Source organism: Rossellomorea oryzaecorticis (genome assembly GCF_038405515.1).
Lineage (GTDB): Bacteria > Bacillota > Bacilli > Bacillales > Bacillaceae_B > Rossellomorea > Rossellomorea oryzaecorticis_A.
The window spans coordinates 64,868-87,778 of the sequence record NZ_JBBYAF010000007.1 but is presented as its reverse complement, the minus strand read 5'-3'; the positions used below and the strand labels follow the sequence as shown (position 1 = coordinate 87,778).

General features: G+C 46.2%; 23 protein-coding genes. 7 read left to right on the top strand and 16 right to left on the bottom strand.

Features of this window, described 5'->3' with window-relative positions; translation table 11 throughout:
* Nucleotides 1-247 precede the first annotated feature (247 nt).
* From AAEO50_RS05475 to AAEO50_RS05455, 5 genes are all read right to left on the bottom strand, one after another.
* A complete protein-coding gene (locus tag AAEO50_RS05475; RefSeq protein ID WP_341981314.1) occupies nucleotides 248-2,302 on the bottom strand; it encodes an alkaline phosphatase D family protein in 2,055 nt (684 codons plus the stop codon).
* Nucleotides 2,303-2,481: 179 nt separating this feature from the next.
* Entirely contained in the window at nucleotides 2,482-2,832 is a 351-nt protein-coding gene (locus AAEO50_RS05470; RefSeq protein ID WP_341981312.1) for a DUF4181 domain-containing protein, read from the bottom strand.
* Nucleotides 2,833-2,977: 145 nt separating this feature from the next.
* Nucleotides 2,978-3,424, bottom strand: a complete 447-nt coding sequence (locus AAEO50_RS05465) for a GNAT family N-acetyltransferase (RefSeq protein WP_341981310.1) — start codon at nucleotides 3,422-3,424, stop codon at nucleotides 2,978-2,980.
* A gap of 155 nt (nucleotides 3,425-3,579) precedes the next feature.
* Entirely contained in the window at nucleotides 3,580-3,987 is a 408-nt protein-coding gene (locus AAEO50_RS05460; protein WP_341981307.1) for a hypothetical protein, read from the bottom strand.
* Nucleotides 3,988-4,222: 235 nt separating this feature from the next.
* Nucleotides 4,223-4,981, bottom strand: a complete 759-nt coding sequence (locus AAEO50_RS05455) for a YdcF family protein (RefSeq protein ID WP_341981305.1) — start codon at nucleotides 4,979-4,981, stop codon at nucleotides 4,223-4,225.
* A 685-nt stretch (nucleotides 4,982-5,666) separates the two neighbouring features.
* Between AAEO50_RS05455 and AAEO50_RS05450 the strand changes: the two genes are divergently transcribed.
* From AAEO50_RS05450 to AAEO50_RS05430, 5 genes are all read left to right on the top strand, one after another.
* Nucleotides 5,667-6,077, top strand: a complete 411-nt coding sequence (locus AAEO50_RS05450) for an NUDIX hydrolase (protein ID WP_341981304.1) — start codon at nucleotides 5,667-5,669, stop codon at nucleotides 6,075-6,077.
* A 64-nt stretch (nucleotides 6,078-6,141) separates the two neighbouring features.
* Nucleotides 6,142-6,621: a GNAT family N-acetyltransferase gene (locus tag AAEO50_RS05445; protein ID WP_341981301.1), complete on the top strand. Its 480-nt coding sequence runs from the start codon at nucleotides 6,142-6,144 to the stop codon at nucleotides 6,619-6,621.
* A gap of 38 nt (nucleotides 6,622-6,659) precedes the next feature.
* Entirely contained in the window at nucleotides 6,660-6,977 is a 318-nt protein-coding gene (locus AAEO50_RS05440; RefSeq protein WP_341981299.1) for a hypothetical protein, read from the top strand.
* A gap of 224 nt (nucleotides 6,978-7,201) precedes the next feature.
* Nucleotides 7,202-7,855 carry a metalloregulator ArsR/SmtB family transcription factor gene (locus AAEO50_RS05435; protein WP_341981297.1) on the top strand — a complete coding sequence of 218 codons (654 nt, stop codon included), beginning with the start codon at nucleotides 7,202-7,204 and terminating at the stop codon, nucleotides 7,853-7,855.
* 69 nt (nucleotides 7,856-7,924) lie between these two features.
* Entirely contained in the window at nucleotides 7,925-9,145 is a 1,221-nt protein-coding gene (locus AAEO50_RS05430) for an MFS transporter (RefSeq protein ID WP_341981295.1), read from the top strand.
* A 73-nt stretch (nucleotides 9,146-9,218) separates the two neighbouring features.
* Here AAEO50_RS05430 and AAEO50_RS05425 read toward each other — a convergent pair whose 3' ends face one another.
* The 6 genes from AAEO50_RS05425 to AAEO50_RS05400 all read right to left on the bottom strand — a co-directional run bounded on the left by AAEO50_RS05425 (nucleotide 9,219) and on the right by AAEO50_RS05400 (nucleotide 16,344).
* The gene (locus tag AAEO50_RS05425; protein WP_341981292.1) at nucleotides 9,219-9,896 is read right to left on the bottom strand and encodes an ABC transporter ATP-binding protein; all 678 of its coding nucleotides are present in this window, start codon (nucleotides 9,894-9,896) and stop codon (nucleotides 9,219-9,221) included.
* A 5-nt stretch (nucleotides 9,897-9,901) separates the two neighbouring features.
* Nucleotides 9,902-10,714, bottom strand: coding sequence for an ABC transporter permease (locus AAEO50_RS05420; RefSeq protein ID WP_341981290.1), 813 nt, complete (start codon nucleotides 10,712-10,714; stop codon nucleotides 9,902-9,904).
* A complete protein-coding gene (locus AAEO50_RS05415) occupies nucleotides 10,704-11,168 on the bottom strand; it encodes a nitrous oxide reductase accessory protein NosL (RefSeq protein ID WP_341981289.1) in 465 nt (154 codons plus the stop codon). The genes AAEO50_RS05420 and AAEO50_RS05415 overlap by 11 nt, the downstream gene beginning before the upstream one ends.
* Nucleotides 11,144-12,502 (bottom strand): right-handed parallel beta-helix repeat-containing protein, encoded by a 1,359-nt coding sequence (locus AAEO50_RS05410; protein WP_341981286.1) that lies wholly within the window; start codon nucleotides 12,500-12,502, stop codon nucleotides 11,144-11,146. Before AAEO50_RS05410 ends, AAEO50_RS05415 begins: the two co-directional genes overlap by 25 nt.
* On the bottom strand, nucleotides 12,465-13,133 hold the full coding sequence (locus AAEO50_RS05405; protein WP_341981284.1) for a nitrous oxide reductase accessory protein NosL: 669 nt from the start codon (nucleotides 13,131-13,133) through the stop codon (nucleotides 12,465-12,467). The genes AAEO50_RS05410 and AAEO50_RS05405 overlap by 38 nt, the downstream gene beginning before the upstream one ends.
* A 181-nt stretch (nucleotides 13,134-13,314) precedes the next feature.
* Nucleotides 13,315-16,344, bottom strand: a complete 3,030-nt coding sequence (locus AAEO50_RS05400) for a carbohydrate binding domain-containing protein (RefSeq protein WP_341981282.1) — start codon at nucleotides 16,342-16,344, stop codon at nucleotides 13,315-13,317.
* Between the two features lie 404 nt (nucleotides 16,345-16,748).
* Here AAEO50_RS05400 and AAEO50_RS05395 point away from each other — a divergent pair, with 404 nt between their 5' ends.
* On the top strand, nucleotides 16,749-17,063 hold the full coding sequence (locus AAEO50_RS05395) for a hypothetical protein (protein WP_341981280.1): 315 nt from the start codon (nucleotides 16,749-16,751) through the stop codon (nucleotides 17,061-17,063).
* 144 nt (nucleotides 17,064-17,207) lie between these two features.
* Here the strand turns inward: AAEO50_RS05395 and AAEO50_RS05390 are convergent, their stop codons facing one another.
* From AAEO50_RS05390 to AAEO50_RS05370, 5 genes are all read right to left on the bottom strand, one after another.
* Complete coding sequence (locus tag AAEO50_RS05390) at nucleotides 17,208-17,534, bottom strand: IDEAL domain-containing protein (protein WP_341981278.1); 327 nt, start codon at nucleotides 17,532-17,534, stop codon at nucleotides 17,208-17,210.
* A gap of 70 nt (nucleotides 17,535-17,604) precedes the next feature.
* Nucleotides 17,605-18,018 (bottom strand): Rrf2 family transcriptional regulator, encoded by a 414-nt coding sequence (locus AAEO50_RS05385; RefSeq protein ID WP_341981276.1) that lies wholly within the window; start codon nucleotides 18,016-18,018, stop codon nucleotides 17,605-17,607.
* A 76-nt stretch (nucleotides 18,019-18,094) separates the two neighbouring features.
* Nucleotides 18,095-18,493 (bottom strand): transcriptional regulator SpxA, encoded by a 399-nt coding sequence (gene spxA / locus AAEO50_RS05380; protein WP_341981274.1) that lies wholly within the window; start codon nucleotides 18,491-18,493, stop codon nucleotides 18,095-18,097.
* A gap of 350 nt (nucleotides 18,494-18,843) precedes the next feature.
* Nucleotides 18,844-19,653, bottom strand: coding sequence for a DUF2935 domain-containing protein (locus tag AAEO50_RS05375; protein WP_341981272.1), 810 nt, complete (start codon nucleotides 19,651-19,653; stop codon nucleotides 18,844-18,846).
* Between the two features lie 201 nt (nucleotides 19,654-19,854).
* Nucleotides 19,855-21,120 carry an MFS transporter gene (locus tag AAEO50_RS05370; RefSeq protein ID WP_341981270.1) on the bottom strand — a complete coding sequence of 422 codons (1,266 nt, stop codon included), beginning with the start codon at nucleotides 21,118-21,120 and terminating at the stop codon, nucleotides 19,855-19,857.
* A 99-nt stretch (nucleotides 21,121-21,219) separates the two neighbouring features.
* On the opposite strand from AAEO50_RS05370, the gene AAEO50_RS05365 reads away from it, so the two are divergent.
* Nucleotides 21,220-22,872 carry an ABC transporter substrate-binding protein gene (locus AAEO50_RS05365; RefSeq protein WP_341981267.1) on the top strand — a complete coding sequence of 551 codons (1,653 nt, stop codon included), beginning with the start codon at nucleotides 21,220-21,222 and terminating at the stop codon, nucleotides 22,870-22,872.
* The last annotated feature ends 39 nt before the right edge of the window (nucleotides 22,873-22,911 follow it).

Here is a 22,911-nt window from a genome sequence, read left to right as displayed (position 1 = left end):
ATTATCGCTAAAGGGTGAGTCCTTATAGTTTTAGTCAAATCTTCGAGTTTCGGTACAGTAATCATCGAGTTTTACCACTTAATCATCGAGTTTCACTATAAAATCATCGAGTTTCTGTACATAATCATCGAGTTTTGCCTATTAATCTTTCACTTCACCTTTTAGTCCCACTAAAAAAGGTGCCGGCCCCGCTGCCACGCTGAACCTCTAACACGGCCGGGGTAAGACACCCTCTTCAATACAACTATCAAATTAACATATTCCCAATCTCACCCGAATCATATGTGAACACACCCAAATTGTTCTTCGTCTCAATCAACGTACCGTCGTTCAAAGGCAGATACCGGATACTCTCCGTCCATTTTAAATCAGTGTCTCCCCCGCCTTTTCCATCCTTGAGAATGAGGTTGCATTCCTGATCACAGGAACGGTGAATCGTTCGATTGGTTCTATTTCTGGCATTGATCCACATCATCAGTTTCATCAAAGAGCCCCCCATGCCGGTATAGCTCATGTTCTTCATGGGACTGCTTGTAAACTGGTGGATGGTGAGGCTGCTTTCCCGGTCGTGAAAGGTAATGTAGGATTTGACGGCTGATGCTGAGTGCAGGTCGCCGGATAGGATGATGCAGTCACTTGGATTCAAATCCGCCGCCCTTTGGATGAATTCGTTAAAACCTTTCCCGTTGTATTTCCAGGACTCGAGATCAAAGCTGCTTTGTACTGGAAGGCCGAATGTACGGAGGGGAAGCATGTATTTCTGCAGGAAGGTTTCAATCAGCGCAATTCCGTAAAGCGGTGTCGGGGATACCATGATCAATGGTTCGCCCTCCCTCCAGCCCGAAGCACTGAGTTTGGCGGTAACCTTATCCCACGCAGCCTCCTTAATCAAATTGGGACTCTTCCGGACTTCTTCAATTCTTCTGAACAGTTTGACAGGCTGCGGTTCATGCTCATAATCGCGCTGGGTCCTTGTATCAAGAAAAACGGCTGCAGGCGTTGTCGGGGCAGTGAAATGCCAGGAATCATAGTCCCATAGAAGGTTCATCCATCTGGTGTGGGAGGAGGACCCCGGTTGATAAGATTCCAGATATGCGCGCATCGCTTTTGCAAAATGATGGAAGGAATCAGGGTCATTTCCCCAGCCCTGACATAACCAATAGGAAGCAAGTCCGTTACTGACCACATGTTTTCCCAATGGTGCCTCCCGAACGGTTGATTTCCACTCTTCGGACAGATTCCAGTCGTCGGTGATATCATGATCATCGAACATCATATAAGTCGGCGTATTGGCCATCACCCTTCTCACTGCATTGAGCGCATCGACAGTGCCGGCTACCTCCATGCCCTGTTTTTGATAGCGTTCTTCGAGGAGTTCATGCTCACGGTTATATTCCATTGAATCTCTGTCCTTGAAGGCAAAATACACCCCATCCTCTTCCGTCCACTCATGAAAAGACTTGAACATTCCGTAATCGGGGCTTAGTTTCCAAAGCTCCGGGCTCCAGGACAATAAGGTCATCGCCATATATTCCCCCAGCGTGAAGAGGTGGTTGGCGGCTTTTCTTGAGGTGAACCTGCAGAATCGTTTACTGATATACTGTCTGCCGTTGATCTGCCCGATTGCTTTTTTAAAAAGGGGCTGATTTACCCGTGGTTCAACTATACCAAGTTCCTCTTCACGCCCCATCAATTCTTCCCCTAACCGGATGACTGGAAGAATGACGGAGTCCGCAACATCATCCGCATAGATTTGATCACCCAATAAGAAGAGCGAGGACGGCCGATCAGTGGTGGTAGGATTCGCAGCGATCATCCGGTCCGCTTCCAGGAACACATCTTCCCCTTCCCCGTGCAATTTCCGGCATGAACCGTACAGAATCTTGTTCTTAGTTCCTTCATTGATATAAAACGTCGGATATGCAAGCCCTTCATAAACAATCGCTGCTGGATGATCCGAGGACAGCAAGCCGAAGTCCCCAAGTTTCAGCGTTTCTCCCCTGTTGCTGCTGAATGTCAGATTATATCCGAGAAGCGTATTGGCAGGGAAGATTCCAGCTTCAGGAGAAACTTTGATCAAACTGACATATAATCGCTTCCCAACCCTGACCGTCCAGGCTTCCGAAAAACAATCAACTTCCGTATAGGTGAAACCATCAGAATGCTTATCCCTGGTAACCTTAAATATCTCAGCCTCCATGTGATAAGGCTGACTTAAAGCAATCCATATAAAAGCCTGTCTATCCTCGACCCGCCTTAACATAGGTCCGGCCATAATCGTCGGCAGCTCACGAACACCCACTCGATCATCCCCCGTCCATAGAATTATTACCATCTTATTCTCATAAGACGGAGGGGGTGTGGACAGGTGCGGAAAAAGGGGCGTGTCCCTCTGCACGATGAAGCTTTTATGTGGAGGGGGCTGACCCCGCCTTTTGCACAAAAAAGAGGGCAGGGAAAAAATATCCCTGCCCTCTTTTTTTAAATCAGCAAATCAAATGTGTATCCAACCGCAATAAAGATAATGAAGAACCCAAGCCCTAATAGGGTAATCATGTATTCTCGTTGAGCCTTATGATATTTCCATTGCATAAAGGCATGGAATGACCAAATCATGATGAGAATGATGGCGGGCAGCAGTCCCGATCCGCTAAACACAGCAGTCACAAAGAATACAGCCCAACCGATGCGCAGTCCCCAGGTGTGAAGCGTGTTGCCACCATGGATTCCAGGCTCCCGTTGTTTCGGGATGCCCCACGTTCTTCTCGCAATTTTTTCAAAAATGAAGTAGACAGCTGCAAAGGCTGCTAAGTAAATGAAAAAGGTTACCATATACTGTACCTCCGAAGATCAGCCTGGTGCCGGATTGAATCATCATAACTATAACGACCAAATTTCATGAAAACATTGCTCCTTATTCTACAGGGTTTTGCATCACTGCAGTGGAATAACAGATGTGGACTACAGTCCAACTGACTCACCTTTTTTCCATTACCATATCAATATGAGGAATCCCATCATCCAAATAGGTATCCGTTATCGCCTGAAAGCCAAATGAACCATAGAATTCCCTCAAATATTCCTGCGCCTGGATTTTAACAGTCATTTCTCCCACTTCATTGTGGATGAAATCCAACCCTCTTTTTAAAAGTTCTCCTGCCAATCCTTTGCCCCGATGTTCACGCTTGACCAAGACCCTGCCGATCGACGCTTCCTTATAAGAAACACCTGGCGGCAAAAGTCTGGCATAGGCGGTCACTTCACCATTTTCTTCGTGGTAAAGATGATATGATTGAAGATCCTTCCCATCGACTTCCAGGTAAGGACACTCCTGCTCCACCACAAAAACCTGCGTTCTTTCTTGTAAAATCATGTACAGTTCGTTTGTTGATAATTCATTGAAATTCTTTAATTTCCAGCTCATGGACGTGTGCACCTCTTATGTAATGTTTGTTTCAGCATGGGATGTATGTTTTTGTTCCAGATTACCCCTGTTTGATCCACCCTGTAATTCTAACACTTTTAACTATCGCTGCTGTAGAAATTACAACCGGCATACCCATCAAGTCCTCACCAGCACTAATTTGTAAAAAGATAAAAAACAAAAGCCGAAATATAAATCGTATCGGCGACCGCCAGATACATGAGAAGTCTCGATTCCCTCAACTTTTCCAAGCTGTAATTAAATAAGCAATCATACAAGCTGACGATAAATAAAATGACGGAAATGACGAGAACGATCACATTGCCTGTCATCAGTACAGCAAGGATATAAATCAACCATCTGCGGAAAAAGTTAAAGATCAACACCATGATATCCAGGGACATGGAATATGGATTTATTTCAAGTTCATCCACAGAAGAAATTTCATTCAGCCCTCTTTTAATCTTTTTATACTCCCTTAAATAGCCGACATTCAGCCATAAAATAATGAAACAATAAATAATAATAATCATTTCTTCATTATTTCTAATATATTCTTCCAATACTGACTCCTCCTTGGTCGTTGTTTATTGATTTCCAGATTCTAAAAACCACATAATAGGGCTTCCCCACCGGCACGCTTAGCGAACTTGGGGTTGATCCCAGCTCTTTCGCAGATAATCTTTTAGTTTTGACCAAAAATCATCGAGAAATCACTCATAATCATCGAGTTTTGCCTATTAATCTTTCATCTCTATTTCAGCAATCTTCACTTAACGACGGCCAACTCTACTTCAATTACGATAAAAACTTCTCCCCGAGCGTTTTCACGATGGCAAAATACTCCCTTATGAAATAGTTCACTTTGACAAGTAAAGGCGACCTCCCTGCAAGTCCATGACTATCAAGAGCCAGCTCATCGGCGATCATCTTCGCCCTCACCACGTGATAGTCGCTGGTCACGATGAGGACACTCGGTTTCTTCATTCCCATTTCATGCAGGATTTCTTTAGAGTTTCTAAGATTTTCATAAGTGGTGGTGGAAGCTTTCTCGTAGATGATCCTACCCCCGGAAATCCCGTGCTCCCTCAGGTAAAGCCCCATTGCTTCAGCTTCTGAAATCGACTCGCCTTCTCCCTGTCCCCCTGAGACCACCACTGGCAGCTCCTTGTTTTCCAGCAGAAATGCTTTTCCAGCTTCCAGTCTTGAGAGGAGGGTTTTCGATGGGATTTCTCCTTTCAGGCCTGCACCTAGGATGATCACCACATCAATCTCTTCTGCATTGACATCCTTCGACTTCTCCAGCTCATAAAGGATGAACCCTTCGACCGCTATGAAGGATAGCAGGAACACTCCGTAAACAATTATTAAAAACCTGGCCATATAATCGAATCCTTTCTTCATCGATGCCCTGTACCTTTTTAGAAGAAACAAAATAAGGAGAATAAAAACGAGATTGGCTGAGATGAACAGTACACCGAATGTCCTGCCGAAAAGAATCACAAGTAATCCGATGAGCAGAATGGATAGTATGTAAATAGGTTTGACTTTTTTCATAAACGCCCTTTCCTTCCTCTCAGAAACAGCAAAACTTGAATTGTTTTACTTATCTATTCCACAAAAACAATATCCTTATTTTACCACAACCCACCTCCGGCTTCTCATAAAAAAATCCTATCGCTCCACTAGTTTCCATTTATTCACGTCTACCAAAATAGTAAAGAATCTATGATAAGATGAGGGTATCTTCATTCAACTTGGGAGGTTACAACATGGTAGATAGAAGAGTGATTGTATTATCGATCCTGCTGGTCATCCTGTTCATCGGAATCGCTTTGTTAGCTATATAGAATACATAATTCGCACATAAACACGGCCTGTCCCCCGCATCGCTGCTAAATGAACCTGGGGGGGGACTGGCCCAATATTTCCCTACCGTCTAATACTCGGACATTTTTTGATAGACACGCATTTTCAGTTAAACTGAAATAAAAATAGCCCCTTTCGCATTATAGCTCTGATTTGGTCTCACCAGATTAATCTGCTTGATTGCGAATAAGGGGCTATGTTATTTTTCTTTCAAAACCCCCAAAACCTTCCCATATCAGGGTTTCAAAACCACCATCGGTTACCTGCCCATACGGACCCTAAACTACCGCTTTTCAACACAACAAGGAATAACTGACTTTATATGGAATTATATAAAGACGCTTAATATTTCACAAAAGAGGAGTATGTGGTCTTGAGAAACAGGAGCGCGGTTGTAATAGTAGAAAATAATAAACTCGCTTTAATGAAAAGAATAAGAGATGGTGCAGTTTACTATGTGTTTCCCGGCGGTGGAATCGAAGACGGAGAAACACCGGCAGAGGGTGCAAAAAGAGAAGCATTAGAGGAACTGGGAGTGGAAGTAAACGTGAACGAGTGCATTTCAGAGGTAGAATATTACGGTACTCAATACTTCTTTCGCTCTGAAATCATCTCGGGAACTTTCGGGGCCGGGCAGGGTGAAGAATTCACAGACGACAAGAGAGACAGAGGAACCTACCTGCCGGTGTGGGTGAATATCAATGAATTGCAATCGATTGAGATTAGACCGAAAGAAGTTGCTTTAAAAATTCAATCATTATTTAATGATGGCGGTCAATCATAACCTGGAACCGGGCTTGCCCCACTAAAATAACTACTCTAGCAGACTTGCAAAGTGAGGTTTTAAGATGAACATAGTCCCAACAAACACGTTACCTGAAAATAAACTCACTGAGTTCTTCACCCTCCACTGGGGAAGCCCGAAGATGGTGATTTCGACCGGGATATTCGACTGCTCGACGTTAGATGGCTTTGCCATATTAAATGGTGAAAATGAAATCATTGGATTGATCACATACGTCATGGAAAAGAAAGAGTGTGAGATTATTTCATTAGATAGTTTAGAAGAAGGAAAAGGCATCGGTTCTGCCCTTCTCCAAGAAGTTGAACGTGCAGCTATTCTAAACAAATGTGAACGTGTAAAACTGATTACGACAAATGATAACTTGCCAGCATTGAAGTTTTATCAAAAGAGAGGCTTTGACTTAGTAAAGATACATAAGAATGCTGTCCAAAGAGCGAGAGAGATAAAACCGTCAATCCCTTTGATTGGGAAGGATGGGATTCCGCTGAAGGATGAGATTGAGCTTGAGAAGGAATTCAGGTAAAACGGAATTTGTGGCCTGACTTACAGGAGGTGTTATCTTTGAGCAAATTAAACAACGCTCTATTTAAATTGACCGAACTCACTACTCTCCTGGCTGCCGGTTTTCTTGTCACGTTCTACTTAGTAAAACCTGCTTACGAAAATTCCGGCATTGAATTCATGGGAGATGTATGGGTGAATTGGTTTGGCGTGACGTATCTGATTTATGTCTTTTATACGTTGACTGCAGGCTTGCTTATCCTAAAGGGAAGCACGCTTTACAAACATAGAATGTCATCAGTCTTTTTTTGGGTCTTATTCGCAGTTTCGAATTATATCGTGTTTGTGCCATTTGTAAAAGGAGAAAATCCATTTTGATCACATCAAATGAAAGGATGAAAAATTTTGCCTGTCCCCCCCGCCCCGTTAATACGTTCCTCGTTGGGGAACAGGCCCCGCGATACCACCCATATCCCCCTCCCCATCCTAATTCCCCTAACCATCCACATTTTTTTCACGAGCAAACCACTTTACACATCAAAACTTTTATCATATACTCCAATCTATTCAACCAATCAGTTGAATAGATTGGAGTGAACAAGTTGGAACCCAGAGAATTCAAAGATGTTGTTTATAGCCAATTTGCCCGGATCAGTAAGGCTCTCTCCAGCCCAAAACGCTTTGAGCTGGTGGATTATCTTTCTCAAGGTCCCAAGACAGTGGAGAGGTTATCGAATGAAGCGAAGATGTCTGTGGCGAATACGTCTAAGCATCTTCAATCACTGCTGGAGGCTAAGCTGGTTACTTTTCATAAGGAAAAAAACTACGTCTATTACTCCTTGGCAGATGATCATGTCGTTGGCCTCCTGCATTCGATCAAGGGTTTAGCTGAGAAGCAATTCAATGATATGACCCGCGTGAGGAAAGATTATATCGGAAGAAATGAAAAGATTAGACTGGTGGAACTTAAAGATATGCTGCATGAACTGAAAAATGGTAAGGCGATACTGATTGATGTCAGGCCCCAAGATGAGTTCATGAATGAACATATCAAGGGAGCAAGGTCCGTACCTGTGCAGGAATTGGAAAAGCATCTTTCTTCTCTTCCTAAGGATAAAAAGATCATTGCATACTGCCGCGGGCCATACTGTGCGTTTGCCACTCAAGCAGTTGAAACGCTGACTGTCCATGGATTTGAAGCTTACCGTATGGAAGAAGGAGTTCATGAGTGGAAACAAGCGGAGTATATTCATTAAGAAGTGATCCAGGGGCTCATCCTGGCCAAAGTACCTGTCCCCCTGGCTCACCATTTTGAGGTGAAAAGGTTGAGTAAGATAAGAATTGGAATCAAAGAGAATATTTTGAACTTCATACTGCTTGTCGTGACGAACTTCTTTGTCGGGTCGATGGTTGGTCTGGAACGGACCATTCTTCCGATCATCGGGGAAGAAGAGTTTGGATTGGCATCGGCGAGTGCGGCACTCTCTTTTATCATTAGTTTCGGGTTTTCAAAGGCAATTGTGAATTACTTTGCTGGCGCGGTTGCCGACCGGTTTGGCCGAAAGAAAGTCCTTCTCATCGGCTGGGGCTTCGGTTTATTCGTGCCTCTGCTCGTCATCTTTGCAACGTCGTGGTGGATGATCGTCGTTGCAAATATCTTCTTGGGGATCAATCAGGGGCTCGCATGGTCGATGACCGTCAATATGAAAATCGACCTTTCAAAACCTACCCAACGAGGGATGGCTGTAGGGCTGAATGAATTTGCCGGCTATACCGGGGTGGCTGCGATGGCTGCCGTTTCCGGTTTTGTGGCAACGAATTTTTCAAACCGTCCCGAGCCGTTTTACTTAGGGATCGTCATCGTCGTGATCGGATTCATTCTCTCCTTGCTTGTCAAGGATACCAGCGGGCATATTAAGCTTCAATCAAAAGGAGCCGCAAAGAATGGACCGTCTCTGAATGCCAAAGAAGTCTTTAAAACCACGACGTATCAAAATAAAAACCTATCCAGCATCACGTTTGCAGGATTAAGCACAAACCTTAAAGATGGGATGGCGTGGGGACTCTTTCCTTTATTCTTTACCGGCGTCGGCTTGACCGTATCGGAAATCGGTGTCTTGGTCGCGATTTACCCCGCTTCATGGGGATTTTTCCAACTCTTCACAGGGGCATTGAGCGACAAGATTGGACGAAAGTGGCTGATCGCCGGCGGGATGTGGCTGCAGGCCCTTTCCCTATGGATGATCCTTTTCGTCGGTCAATACAGTCTATGGCTGATTGCCGCTATTCTCCTAGGCTTGGGAACCGCAATGGTCTACCCAACCTTGCAGGCATCCATAAGCGATGTCGCCCAGCCGGAATGGAGAGCGTCCTCCATGGGTGTCTATCGTTTTTGGAGAGACAGCGGATATGCCTTCGGAGCCTTATTCGCAGGCTTGCTGACAGATCTCCTGAATGTGGAATGGGCCATCGGATTGGTCGCAATCTTACCACTAAGTGCAGGACTGCTCGCAGCCGTCCGATTGAAAGAAACCCTGCCTAAATAAGCCAGAAGGCCCGTCCCAGAACACGTTAACGCGTTAACGCGCGCTGGGACGGGCCTTCGGTATACTCGTCATTCTATCCATTCAACTCCTCCAGCCTCTTCACAATCACATCCTCCAACCGCTCCCCGTTCCCCCTCAACTCTCCGACTCTCCCTCGGATCAATACCTTCCCTTCATAGAAGAAAAGCATCTCATCTGCAAGGTCCTCGACAAGGCTTAGATCATGGGTGGAAAAGATGATGGTCTTCCCTTCTTGACGTTCCTTTTTCAAGTATGTTTTCAGCCACTTGATCCAATAAGGGTCGAGACCATTGGTCGGTTCATCAAGGATGAGGATGTCATCGTCCGACAGCATCGCCTGAGCGAAGGACAATCGCTGCTTCATTCCCTTTGAAAAGGTGCCGATCTTTTGATGGCGTGCATCATACAGGCCGACTTCCTTCAGTAATTGAAGGCTGCGCTTCCCGTCCACCTTCTTTAATACCCCTAGCATCCCGAGTGCCTCAATGGCAGTCAATTGAAGCGGGAATTCCAGGTCATCCGGCATATAGCTGAAGGAGCGGCCGCCGGGCGTGATCGTCCCTGAGCTCGGCTTGATGATTGTCGCAAGCAGCTTGATGAGTGTGGATTTGCCGGCCCCATTTCCCCCGGTGAGCGCGAGAGCCGTGCCTTGCGGGATTTGATGATCAAAGGGATGGAGCCCCGCCTTACCGGACTTGTATGTTTTTGATAGTGATTGTACCTGTATCATCTCAATCATCCTTCTTTTCGTTGTAAGAAAATGGTTCCGAGTACTAAGGGGAGCAGCACCCAGAGGATTGTCACAATAAGATAGACGGCAATCCCGACTGGGGAAACAAAAAAACCGGTAAAGGAATAATATGCAGGACCCAGCACCGCTCCGTTCCCTGAATACAAGAGGTAGCCGATCCTCAGCCATTCTGCCGGATTTGAGAACGTAAGCACGAGGACGAGCAGCTTTAATAGATTACCAGACACCATGGTTCCGATACTCATCACGATGAAATCATAGATTAGCAGGAAGAACGCCCACATGCCAAGCGCCAGCGACAAGCTGTGGATTCTGTCCTTCGCAAGGCCGCCGGCGACTATCGAAAGCGATGAGAAAATCGCCACACTGAAAAACGATAGAAGTACTAACAGCAGGTCGAAATGGCTTCCCCCTCCAAAAGAGTGAATCATCAACACCAATCCATATCCAATCAACAACATGAGCGTGAACGAACTGATCAATGCCGTGAATTTTCCGAAGAGATAAGTTCTGACCTTGATCGGATAGGTTTTAAGCAAGGAAAACCATTTTGATTCGACATCAGATGCAATCGACAGGGCACCGATCGCCAGTGTGAAAAGGGGCAGGAGAAACAGAATGACGTTCAGGAATGAGGCTGAAAATCTCGTGAATGAAGAGGTGACAGGCATCGCAAGCATCTGGATGCTCGTAATCGTGACGAGCAGCAACACGAATAAGAATCCGAATGCCAAGAGGGAACGTGCCCTCGCCATCTTCTTCATTTCCGTCATCATCATCTCAGCATTACTCTTCATGAGAATGAACACCCCATTCATGCTCCTTTAAATCACCGGCCTTCAGCAATTCGCCCTTTCCTTCCTGCTCGATAAAGGCTTCCGCATCCTCCCTCGTTGTAAATGCCAGGACCCCATAAGACATCGGCGTCCAAAAATCTTTATGATACACATACAATGCCTTGTCTGCATCGATCCACTCATTGGTAGCATGCTCCTTGATGTAGTGCGCCCCGATTTCCTTTGTGCCTTCATATTGCACGAGGCACCCGATGTCATCGAACATGAGGTGATCCCCTTTTTCAGTGACAGCCTGCGCAGCGAATTCGTCGTGGGCAATGCTCATATTGCACACTTCACATGTATCCACTTCCGGCTGTATGGCACGGGGGCTCATATCCGCTGAACCGCACCCTGCCGTCCCGATCGACATGAAGCCCAGTATGATCATCATGATGATGCGATTTTTCTCCATCCTAACACCCCTCCTGTAAAAATCGCGGCCCCAGCCAGGAAGAAAACAAAGTGAAAGCTTCCTTGCTCCTTGTCTTCAGCCGGGTTCACTACCGGCCGTTCATCCCTGACTCCCGTTTCCTCTTCAACCTGCAGCTTTTTCTCCAAACTCGTAAGTGCCACAATGCTCGGCGCCTCGAAGAAAAATTGATAAGGCTTTTCATTGATCATGAGCTGCGAAAACAGATCCTTGACTTGATGCGGGGTGTCCCCGAACCCATCACGATCCAGATCGAATCCGCGGTAATCATCCCATTCATTCCCATCAACCCCGGCACCTCTCACATCGGAAGCAGCCGACAGGATATTGCCGTAGAGCTCATTCCCGCTCATCTGATTACTCTCATCATAATGAATGAATTGCACGCCTGTCTGATTGGCCATGATTTTGTTATCTACGATCTCAGAGTTCTTTATTTTTTGAAGGGACATGCCTGCAGCATTCTCGCTGATCTCATTTCCCTTCACAACAATCGCTTCACCCTCGAACAATACGAGCCCGTACCCGTTGTAGTCGGTATGAAGCAAGATCCGGTTATCTCTGATGGCCGTTTGGTTCGTCATCATTAGCATCAAGCCTGTCACATTCTTCTTGAGGGTATTCCCCGCGGCCGTCACCCCTTTGGAATACATGAGATGGATGCCGTACCTCGATCCTGTTACGAGATTATCGAGCACCCTCGATTTCTCATCCTCCTCGATGTACAAGCCATCCTGAACCTGATCGATCTCGGAGTCCCTCACGGTGATGCCCTCGGTCCCGAACAGGGAGATCCCATTGCCTTTTTTTGAAAAGTGGCCGCGAACCCCTTTAATGGACAGCATATCAAGCGTGCTGTCCTTCACGTTGAACAATTCGACACCCTGATTGAACCTGGTGATCTCGATATTTGAAAGCTCAATGCCCGAGCTGTCTTTGACGGTGATTGCGGTCATTTCATTGCGGTCCTGTTCCGCTTCGACCGACAAGTGATTGATCACGACATGAGATGTATGTTCCACCGTGATGAATGACTCATCGCTTTGACTTGAAAAAATGATCCTGCCTTCCCCCTTGATGACCAAGGGTTTGGAGATCGTTATCGGCTCATTGTAAATGCCAGATTTGATGATCACCGTCGAACCCGGCTCTGCTTGATCGATTTTCTTCTGCAGTGATTCCTGTGCAAAGATCTTCCCTTCCGCTAAGAATCCAGCCGCAGCGAAAACGAAGAGCGCACACAGCATTTTTTTCAGATTTCCCCCATGAGTAAAAGGCTTAATGTGAATGATTGCTATCGCTTTCATCATGTCCATGTGACCCATCATCCTCACCATGGTGTGACTCACCTTCCATCGATTCGCCTTTCTTCATCTCATGATGACCTTCTCCATCCTTCATGCGCTCCATCTTCTTCATATGCCTGTGGCTTGCGACCTCATCGATCGTGTCCAATGCGGCAAAGCTTGCTTTGTCATCCTGCTCCCCGATGAATGCCTCGGCTTCCTCCTTTTTTGCGAAAAACGCATAGCCATAATTCATCGGCGTCTTAATTTCAGCCTTCACAATATGGGCATCATCAAGAGGTATCCACTCTTCCGTCTCGTAATCCCTTACATACTTCTCCGCATACACCGTTTCATCCACGCGCTCCTGATTCAACATACATCCGATATCATCAAAGAACACATTCGAACCATCCTCCTTAACGGCCTGAGCAGAAAACACGCCAAAGTCGGAATCCGATGTATGCACCTTCATATTGCAATACGCACAAACGGTATCATCACCCGGTTCGGCAAGCTTTCCATCAGCATCCTTCTTCGCCTCATGCTGCTGACCAGTCTCCTTCTCCTTACTCTCAACCGGTCCAGTCCCTGCAGAACCGCATGCAGAAACAACAAATATAAATAACAATACAATAATAGCCATCAATAATTTCTTCATCTTCATTTCTCCTTTCGACAGTATTAGAATACAAAGAAATTGTGAAATAAAAATGAAGTTTATTAGATAAAATCGTGACAAAGGCCCGTCCCAGGGTGCGTTAACGCGTTAACGCACCCTGGGACGGGCCTTCAAAAAGAAAAACAGGAACCGCCTCTGCGGTCCCCATTCATCATTCGTTTTAGTTCTCCACTCCTGCATCCTTCACCCGAAGGACAATATTGTCAATTGTAATCTCATGGGCCTCGCCGAATTTCCCCATCAGGAACTTCAATGAAGCAGTATCATTCGCACTCATGACCAAATCAAACGTATAAGTCTTCATTTCTTGACCTACTGAAATCGACTGGCTCAAATAGCGATAATACCCTGCATTTTCCAACGTCACTTCCATGTTCCTCGCCACCGTCGAGCGGGCGTCAAAGGACAATTCATACGTCACACCCTGCACCAGATTAAGATTCCCCTGCTCCGCAAGCACGCTCCATGTTTCGTTCCCGGCGCTCGCTATATTCACGTTCAGTTTCTCATCTGTCACAGACAGATCCGCCTGGGCATCAAAATGTATATACTGACTCCAAAAATCAAATCCCGAAGCAAAATCTCCATTCTTCAACGGCTCCAGTTCAACATCCACCGACGTCTTGATCAGCCTCACATTATCAAGATAAACGTCTCCACTCACACCGCCCATCTTGAACACCAGCTGTCCATACTCATCGCTTTGGCCCTCAGGCATTGTAAAGTTCACCTTTTTCGAAGCCATGTCTCCGCTCACATCCACGCTCACTGAATCAGAATAACTTGTCGTCCCGTCTTCACTCAGAAATTGAACTTCGATCGGACGGTCAGCAGATGCACGTGCATCGAACGTCAACTCATACGATGCACCGTCCGCAAGCTGCAATCCTGTTTGCTTTACTTGGACGTCGTCAGCAGAAGCACCGCCGTCTTTGACCGCAACATGCAGCTCCCTCGCCGCTTCCGGCACATCAGCACTCGCCTCCGCAGGCTCGTTCACTGCGACATCCCAATACTTCATCCGCGACATATCTCCTTGGTCAAAGGTGCCGTTATAAATATGATTCCCGTCAGGAAGCGGCGTTTTCGAAGCACCTTCAGGATCTACAGGCTCCACCTCTTCCACCCGGACATTCCCGATCCAGACGGGCGCATTTCCGTTTGCCCCCATATTGAACTCGAGCCTTGCCGCAATATCCGTATCCTGACGATGTGTGAACGTGTATTCATACGACTGAACCTCATTCGTCAGCGGGATCGTCTGCTCACCCGAATAGTTGGCGTATCCTCTCTCAGCTCCGCCTGACACCTTTGTCATCATGTTCCTCGTGGTATCCGACTTGGCATCAAAGCTGACTTTATACCTACCACCTTCTGCAATCGACACGTTCTGTATCAATTGAAGTGCCCACAAGGCATTTCCAGGGTTCGTCACTTGAGTTTTGGCAAATGGAACGCCGCCAACGTCCTCCTTCGTTATCGTCCCACTGCCCCCGAAATCCGGCAGTGCAACAAAGTTCCAATATAATGGATTCAAAGTTTCTTCAGGAGCATCCACCACCGTAAACGGCTCTGAATAGGCTGCATCATAGATGTAATTCCCATCCTCGAGCGGAAACTTTGCCCCTTCAGGCAGCTCTTCCTTCACCTCTTCAGGCTCGACCGGCTCCATATATTCACGTCCCGTCAGCTCATAAGCACGGACATAATCCACTTCCATCTCACCCGGGAATGGCGTCGTCTCATCCGGGTTGCCGCCGTACCAGCCGCCCACTGCAAGGTTCAGGATCATATAGAATTCCTGGTCGAACGGTGCCGGGAATGCGTACCGATCCGCCTGATTCGTGCCCTTGCTGAACCAGTCATTTAGCGTCTGATATAGCTTCCCGTCTACATACCAGCGGATTTCACCAGGTTCCCACTCAATCCCATATGTGTGGTAGCCGGTCGTATCTTCTCCCTCTGGAAAATGATACTCAGCCCCCGTATACGTATTATTCGGATACTCCTCGCCATAATGGATCGTCCCGCCGATCGTGCCTGTATCTCTCCCGGCCGATTCCATGATGTCAATTTCACCGGATGTCGGCCAGCTTCCATACACACTATCCTCCGGCATCATCCAGAATGCAGGCCAGAATCCCTGTCCTTCAGGAAGCTTCATCCTCGCCTCGAACTTCCCGTACTTTTTAGAAAATAAGCCTTTCGTCTTCAGCTTGGCAGAGGAATAATCATACGAACCGAACTCATCAGTAATCGGCGTCTCCTCCTTCTTCGCCTTGATCACGAGCTTTCCATCCTGGATAAAAGAGTTGTCCGGAGAATCCGTATAATACTCGAGCTCGTTATTTCCCCAGCCCGGAGACACAGGATTTCCCTCTTCATCCACAATCCAGTTCCCGATGTCGTAGGTCCATTTCTCTGGGTCGATTTCATCCGTGATGAACTCATCCGACCACACGAGCGTCCAGTCCGACTTTTCCTTACCTGGTTTGTACACAACCACCTGACCGAGATCCGATTTCACGGAGCGTACAAGATTCTGCACTTCTTCCTCCACATAGACCTTCCCATCGACCGATACATTCTTCAGCGTGACCTTGCCGGGCGCTGCACCGTTCGTAACATAGAGATCCCCCTTGATCCTTACATCCTCAAGCGTCACATCACCATGATTCACAAGCGCATTCCCTTCAATGGTCTCACCGGAAAACACACCCGCCTGATGGTAAAATTCATCCACCTTGTCATCGATCAAACGGACCGCATCCACAAGCTTTAGGGGGCTACTGCCATCTTCCCCTGAAATCAATTCACTCCCTGGCAGTAAATACTCAAGAACCTCCTTAGCTTCCCCTTTCTTCATGGCCGAATTCCCTTCAACCCCTTCACCAAATACCACATTCCAATACCCGGCTTCCTTCGCACGTCTCACAACATCTGCATTTTTCCACGGCATCCCATCCCTGCCGTAGCCAATCACTGAATGAATTAGTGCAGCAAACTCAACCTTCGATAACGCAGCATGAGGCTTCTTCTTCATCTTTTCCAAGCCTTCAAAGATCCCTCTCTCCTCCCAGCGCTTCAGCCTCGCCTCTTCCTCACTGTTAAGCCCCTTTGCTCCAACAGGAAGCACTACAGACAATGCCAGCACCAACACAAGCAAACTCATCACCACTTTGTTTCTCATCCCTTTGTTTCCTCCTTTGTTTGTATATGTGAAGAAGGGCAGGCCCTTCGCAACACCGAATCCACTTCACGAAACCGGTTTCGATTTTGCGGAAAAAATTATTCTTGTGATGCATCGGTGTACATCTCTGGTTCCAGCATGGAATACCCCCTTATACCGAAACCGGTTTCGAAACGGAGTATAAGTTAAACGTTTCTTTTCAAAAAGAAAACGCTTTCTAAAAAACGTATAAAAACCAAGAGTACCCTTTTAATAGTTTCTACACCTGTTTTTTGAATTCCTCTATAAATTTTTTCATTTACTCAATTGATTCTTAGTGCTCAATAATAAGTAAAATTATTCCTTTTATTGCGTTCATGAGGTATAGTTGAAATAGAAAATTTAGATTAGCAGAGGTGTGTATCATGCAATTTTTTGTTCAATTGATTGTCATTCTGCTATGGGTCGTATCCATAGGCTGGATCACAGGAAAGAAAAGTTATCCGATTGGTCCAAATGACGATGAAAGAAAGAGAAGCATTAAGAGTAAATCCATCATTCAAAGCTGGACCACTCTATTGCTGTTTCTTGTAACAAACTACTTATTCGGTGTGTTTAACGTAAATGAATCAGTAGGAAACATAGATTCTACTAACCTAGAATTATTTTATATCATCCTGGCATTACTCACTTATTTCATCTTTTATATCATTAATTCCAGAAAGATGAGTGCTTCATGAACCACCGGGGCAGGCACCGCGGCTCATTTCAAAAAACGGCCAACGTCCCTGCCCCCTTGTCTGGCTCATCCTATCGAAAAAAGGTGCCCGACCCCCACTACGCTAAAGATTTAACGTATCAAGCATCAGGCACCCATATTAATTTCATTTTGCATCCCTCACAAGCTCCCTCATCGAATTCAACTTAGACGTCAACTCCAGGAACCATTCTTCATCTCCTGTAGATAGGGCCAAATCAATCAGGAACTGAATTTGTCCCTTATTTGCTATTCTGAAATCGGGCAGTTTCTTCACATCTTTTGCTAATAAAGGGATGGTGTTGCCTTCGATTTCCCTGTTATCACTTGTGATGACTTTGGCTTTCACAGTGGCTCTATGATGATCGAGGTTTTCGATATACCCGATGATCAATTCGCCGTTACGTGATGTCCCTTTTACCCAATCGCCGGTTGTTAGGATTGTGTTCATCATTTACACCAACTTTCAAACTGAAATATTTTTTATTACATTTAAGGCAGATGGAAGCTTGAAGCCTTCCATGTTATTTCTCTTTTGAAATCAGATCAACGATATCTTTAATGGTATATTGTTTTAAATATTCACCAAGATGCTCTTCCGCACCGAGGAAGATGCTGAACAAGACCTTTTGCATATTCGCCCCCACGACACACGCTTCATTCGAGTCGGGGCACTTCGGCTGCAGCGTGCCCTCTGACGTAATCATGTAGATTTCCCAGAGACTCACTTCATTTAATTCCTTTGCGAAGATGAATCCGCCGCCGGTCCCTTCCTTCGATTTGATGATTCCATGCTTTTTCAACAAGCTCAGGACTTTCCGGATCCGGACGGCATGCACCCCTGCACTCTCTGCAATTTCGTCGCTTTTGGACATCCGGTCAAGCTGAAGGGCAAGATACGTTAAACTGTGAATGGCTAGAGTAAAATCACTATTCATTGACTGCCTCCTACTTTCTATTCTGCACTGTAATGGTAAATGTTACAGATGGGCTAGTCAAGTTTGCCAACCCGACCTAATTTGCCTCTTTCATCATTAACTCCTGATAAGAAAACGTACGAAGCTTGCGCGGCAGGAAACTGCGAATCTCTTCATCGTTATACCCTACATGGATCCTTTTTTCGTCCAGCATGATCGGTCTGCGCAGTATTTTAGGGTTTTCCATGATGAGCTGATACAGCTGCTTGAGCGGCAGTGAATCGATATCCACGTTCAACTCTTTATACGTATTGGAATTCTTCGAGATGATCTCCTCCGTCCCATCCTCGGTCAGGCGCAGTATCGATTTGATCTCATCTACAGTCAGCGGCTCCATTAAGATGTTCCGTTCGGTATATTCAATTCCGTGTTCTTCAAACCACGCTCTGGCCTTTCGGCAAGAAGTACAGCTTGGTGTAAGGTATAGTGTAACCATTTTATTCACTCCTTGAGGCTTTCGCCGTTATATATAGTTCATTTTATGTTAAAACCACCTAAATGTAACAATTATTTTTACAGTTAAGGTTTAAAAAAGGATCCACTTTCTTCAAGATGAAGAATGAAAGTGATATCTCTTATCTGTAATATTAATATTTACAGTTGCGAAAGTCAATACCATCTTTTGTTTCCAACTTTCGATTTCATTTTGAGTTTTTTAAATAAAGGATCCCCCGGGCCATGGGGACAGGTCCATGGCGCATGTTAGAGACCTGGTGAAGTTATAGGATAGGGTTCATTGGGAAACCGGTCAAGGTACCTGTCCACTCGCCACAATAGAATTTAATATTAAAAAGGGTCCATTGTACGAGGCTTACCGGGATCACAATCCGGAGACTCCACTTGGGTTGATTCTGTCAGTTTAATCAAATAATAGCATTCTTCCCTTGCCATGTGGTCAGCCATTAAGCCTGAAAAGGTCCCCAGTACTTCCTCAGAAATCTCCATTTCCTCGAGTTCTTTCAGAAAGGTTCTGAACAAACCCATTTCCATTTCGACATCACGATTGAAACGGTGAAGAGCCGGGAACTCACTCATGTTTGTCCGCAAGTATCCGGTCAACTCCACAGCTTTCAAGTAAAACTGCTCAAAGTGTTTCGTGAATTCATGGCTTTTCTTTCGCAGCCTCTTTTCCACGGCATCCAGTTCATCATGAATGGCACCTGCGTGGCCTCCTGCATCAAGCAGCCAAATCAGATGATGATGAAGCTCATGAAAAATAGGAGGCACCTCCCCTTTACTTAAATAACTGATTACGTTTAGGTACTCATCAAGCTCATTCACCATATGATTGATGAAGGTCGGGGATAAATGGACCCCCACTTTCCCCTGCAGCTGATCCTTCATGATTGAGAGTTTAAATTGGCGCATCTTTTTCACAACTGCTTCCACTTCATTGGAGAACTGCTTGAAATCACGCTCCTTCCCATTACGTACGGTCTCTAAGTATTGATCAAAAACCGTTACAAATTCCTTTGCTATTTTTATCCTGTCGGTTTGAGATGGATACAGAGAATCCCGAATAAATCTTCCATGATCCCCCAGCACTTGCAGCCAAAATGTATGTTCAAACACGGCGCTTTCATTAAAACTCCTCATCCTCTTCCCCCTCTTTTTAAGAACCCTTTACATATATATGGAGGATTTGGTGTAAGAAGAAGTCTAATAATTTGTTAGACATGAAGTTTCAGAGTATTTACATGCGGGACGCATAGGGAGGCCAATGCAGAAGATCCGTGCCCGTACTTCTTTCCCTCACTAAAAAGAGGATTCCTGACGAATCAGAAATCCCCTTTCAGCCTACTTCCCCCCACTAGCAGTCACGCTGCCCTCTATTACCTTACCTGTAGTCCAGTTCCGTGCAAACAACCCAGTATACACAAGAACCGTACCGAGCATGACGATGAATCCGATGTAGACACTCATCATCGTCGGCATCAGGAAGGCACCGATGATGATGGTGGAACGTGCGACGAGGTCCGCCCCGCTGAAGGACAGGTTGGAAAAGGCTGAGTAAGAGCCACGTTTGTCGCTCGGAATCATATTGGCCTGCTCGGCGTTGCGAATCGGGGAGTAGATCAGTTCTCCCATTGTCGCAATCAGGTTGAATGCGATCAGGACATACCATGTGTTGGCGGATGTGACAGTCACATAGCCGATACCGTACAGGATGAGCCCGATCAAGAGGGCATTCTTTTTATTCAGACGATCCGTGAAGCGGTTGATGATGAACGTGAAGCATACGACGAGAAGCATGTTCTCGATATTCAGGATACTAAGCATCCTTACCCCGGCGATTTCGAAATTTCCGATGTTCACCGCTTTGAATGTTTCGGCAAGGCGGATCCCGATATAGCTGTTCAGTGAGAATTCCGCTGCAAAGATGAAGGTGGACCCCGCGACTACTTTTACAAAAGCTGAATCCCGGAAGGCAATCCGGTAATTGTTGACGAGGTCGATGAATACATTGTCGTGTTTTTTCTGAAGCTGGTCCTTGAACTTGTCCTGCAGCCAGATCCCATAAGCAATCGGGATGACCGTTGAAGTGAAGGTCAGCATCATGAACAGTTCTGTCTTATGGTTCAGATACAGAAGTCCCCCGAGGGCTGCGCCGATCGCCATTGAAAGATTGACGAGCCAGTAATCCAGTGCGTAGACGGCTTTCCGATTCTCCGGGGTCGTCGAGTCAATGATGATCGCATGCATCGCCGGACGGCCAAGGCTGCTCGTGATGATGAATCCGATATAAGCACCTGCGAACAGCAGTATCAGATTATCCGCCGGAAGTAAGCTGATGGTCATGATGAGAAAAAATAAGGCATTCAACCAGGACGTAGTCAACAGCACCTTCTTCCTCGGGAAGCGGTCTGATATGTATCCGCCTACCAGGTTGATGAAAAATCCGATCACCACGGTGATGATCAGGAACGCCCCTGCCCAGATCTTATTCATTTCCTGTGCAAAGAACAGTGCCATGAACGGCATGACGGCTGATGAAACGGCGCGGTTAAAAAATGACGTGATCATCCGCACTTTTATATTACGAGGTAATTCCTTCCACTTCATGTTGTTCCCCTCCCCTATTTACTGTATAGTAAACTAGACGTATTATTTTAAAAATAGACACTTTTCAAAACAATGTCCCCTTTTAGGAGGAGAAGCTCGATGGAGAATAAATTACTCACCCTTTGGAGGTACTATCCCTCTGGCAGCATCCGCATGGAGGAAATCTCCGAGACGCTGCAGTTAAGCCATAAGCAGACGACCCGCTACTTGAAAAAATGGAATGAGGAAGGGTGGATTGCCTTTACGCCTGGCCGCGGACGCGGGAATGTATCGACGCTGAAATGGAAAAAAGATGTCGAGGAAGAGTTTGAAGAAGAAGTCGTGAAGCTCATCGATGAGGCACCTGTTGAACGGATCAGCAAGTATTTGATGTACAACTGGTCGACGGACAGCAAGATGAGGCTGATGAACAAATTTCAAACGAAGCTCGGGTTTGTGCAGGAGTCAGAAGATAAACTGATTGTCCCGAAGCGATATCCCTTTTTCTCCATTCATCCTTTAGAGGCAGCGGACGTTCTCAGCGCCCACTTGGTGGCAAACGTATTCAACCGGCTGGTCTCCATAACCGAAGAGGGGGACATCATCCCCGAACTCGCCCACAGCTGGGATATTTCCCCTACTAAACTGCGGATCTATTTAAAAAAGGATATCAAGTTTCATGACGGCTCCATTTTGACTGCCAAGGATGTCGCGGACTGTCTTGAAAGACTTCGGAACTTTCCGCATTACCGGGATCTCTGGGCGCCCGTTGAAACCATCGAGGTGAAGGCACCCCTCATCATCGACATCGGCCACCCCGGAGGCTGCAGCTATATGCTTCCGATGCTCAGCATGATGTGTGCAAGCATTTATAAGGAAAATAAAGACCGTGTCCTTGGGACGGGCTGCTTTTCTCTTGAGGAAAACAGCGATTCAAAGACGACACTCGCTGCATTCAAGGAGCACTTTCATGAAAGGCCGCTCCTCGATGCCGTCGAATTTGTCCAGGTCCCGCAGGACTTTAAGGGCGTCTATCAATCTCACATCGAGAGAAGTCATTCTTCTTCGGTAGAAGTGGAGAGCGACTCGGGATTTGGCATCGTGATCATGAATGCCACACCGGGCAGGGACTCTGCGATTCAGAGGAAGGAAGTCCGCGATTATCTGCACTGGGTCATTGCGAAGAACCGTCACTCTCTTAAGGAGTGTGACCCTCGGATGACACCAAATGAGAAGAGCATCCTGATCGGGCAGGATCATCATATGACCATCACAGAGCCGGAACGCCCTTCGTTCACAGAGCCGATTGTGATTCGCTGTGCCAATCACACAGCCAGGACGACAGATTGGCTCGTTGACATCTTTGAAAAAGAGGACATCCCTGTCGACCGCCAGTGGTTTTCCTTTGCAGATACATTGACGAAGCACCCAAAAACACTGAACGTCGATCTCTTCGTTCACGGGGAAATCTTCGAATCCAACCAGAACTTCTCGTTTTATCACTTTTTGAAAAACGGCTTTTCCCCTCTCTATCAACTATTTGCGAAAAGCGAAAAATGGAAGGATCAACTGGAGGAATATCTGCACACGCCATTCGAGGACTGGACTGCCTTGAATTTAAAAACTGAAAAAATGCTCATCGAAGAATCGATCATGATCCCCCTTTACTACGAGAAACGATACATCCCGTTCTCAACCGACATCATGAATATCAAAATCAAACACTTCGGGTATGTCGACTTCTCAAAACTGTGGGTACGGCCGGATCTATAAGCGAAGGCCCGTCCCAACTTGCGTTAACGCATTAACGCG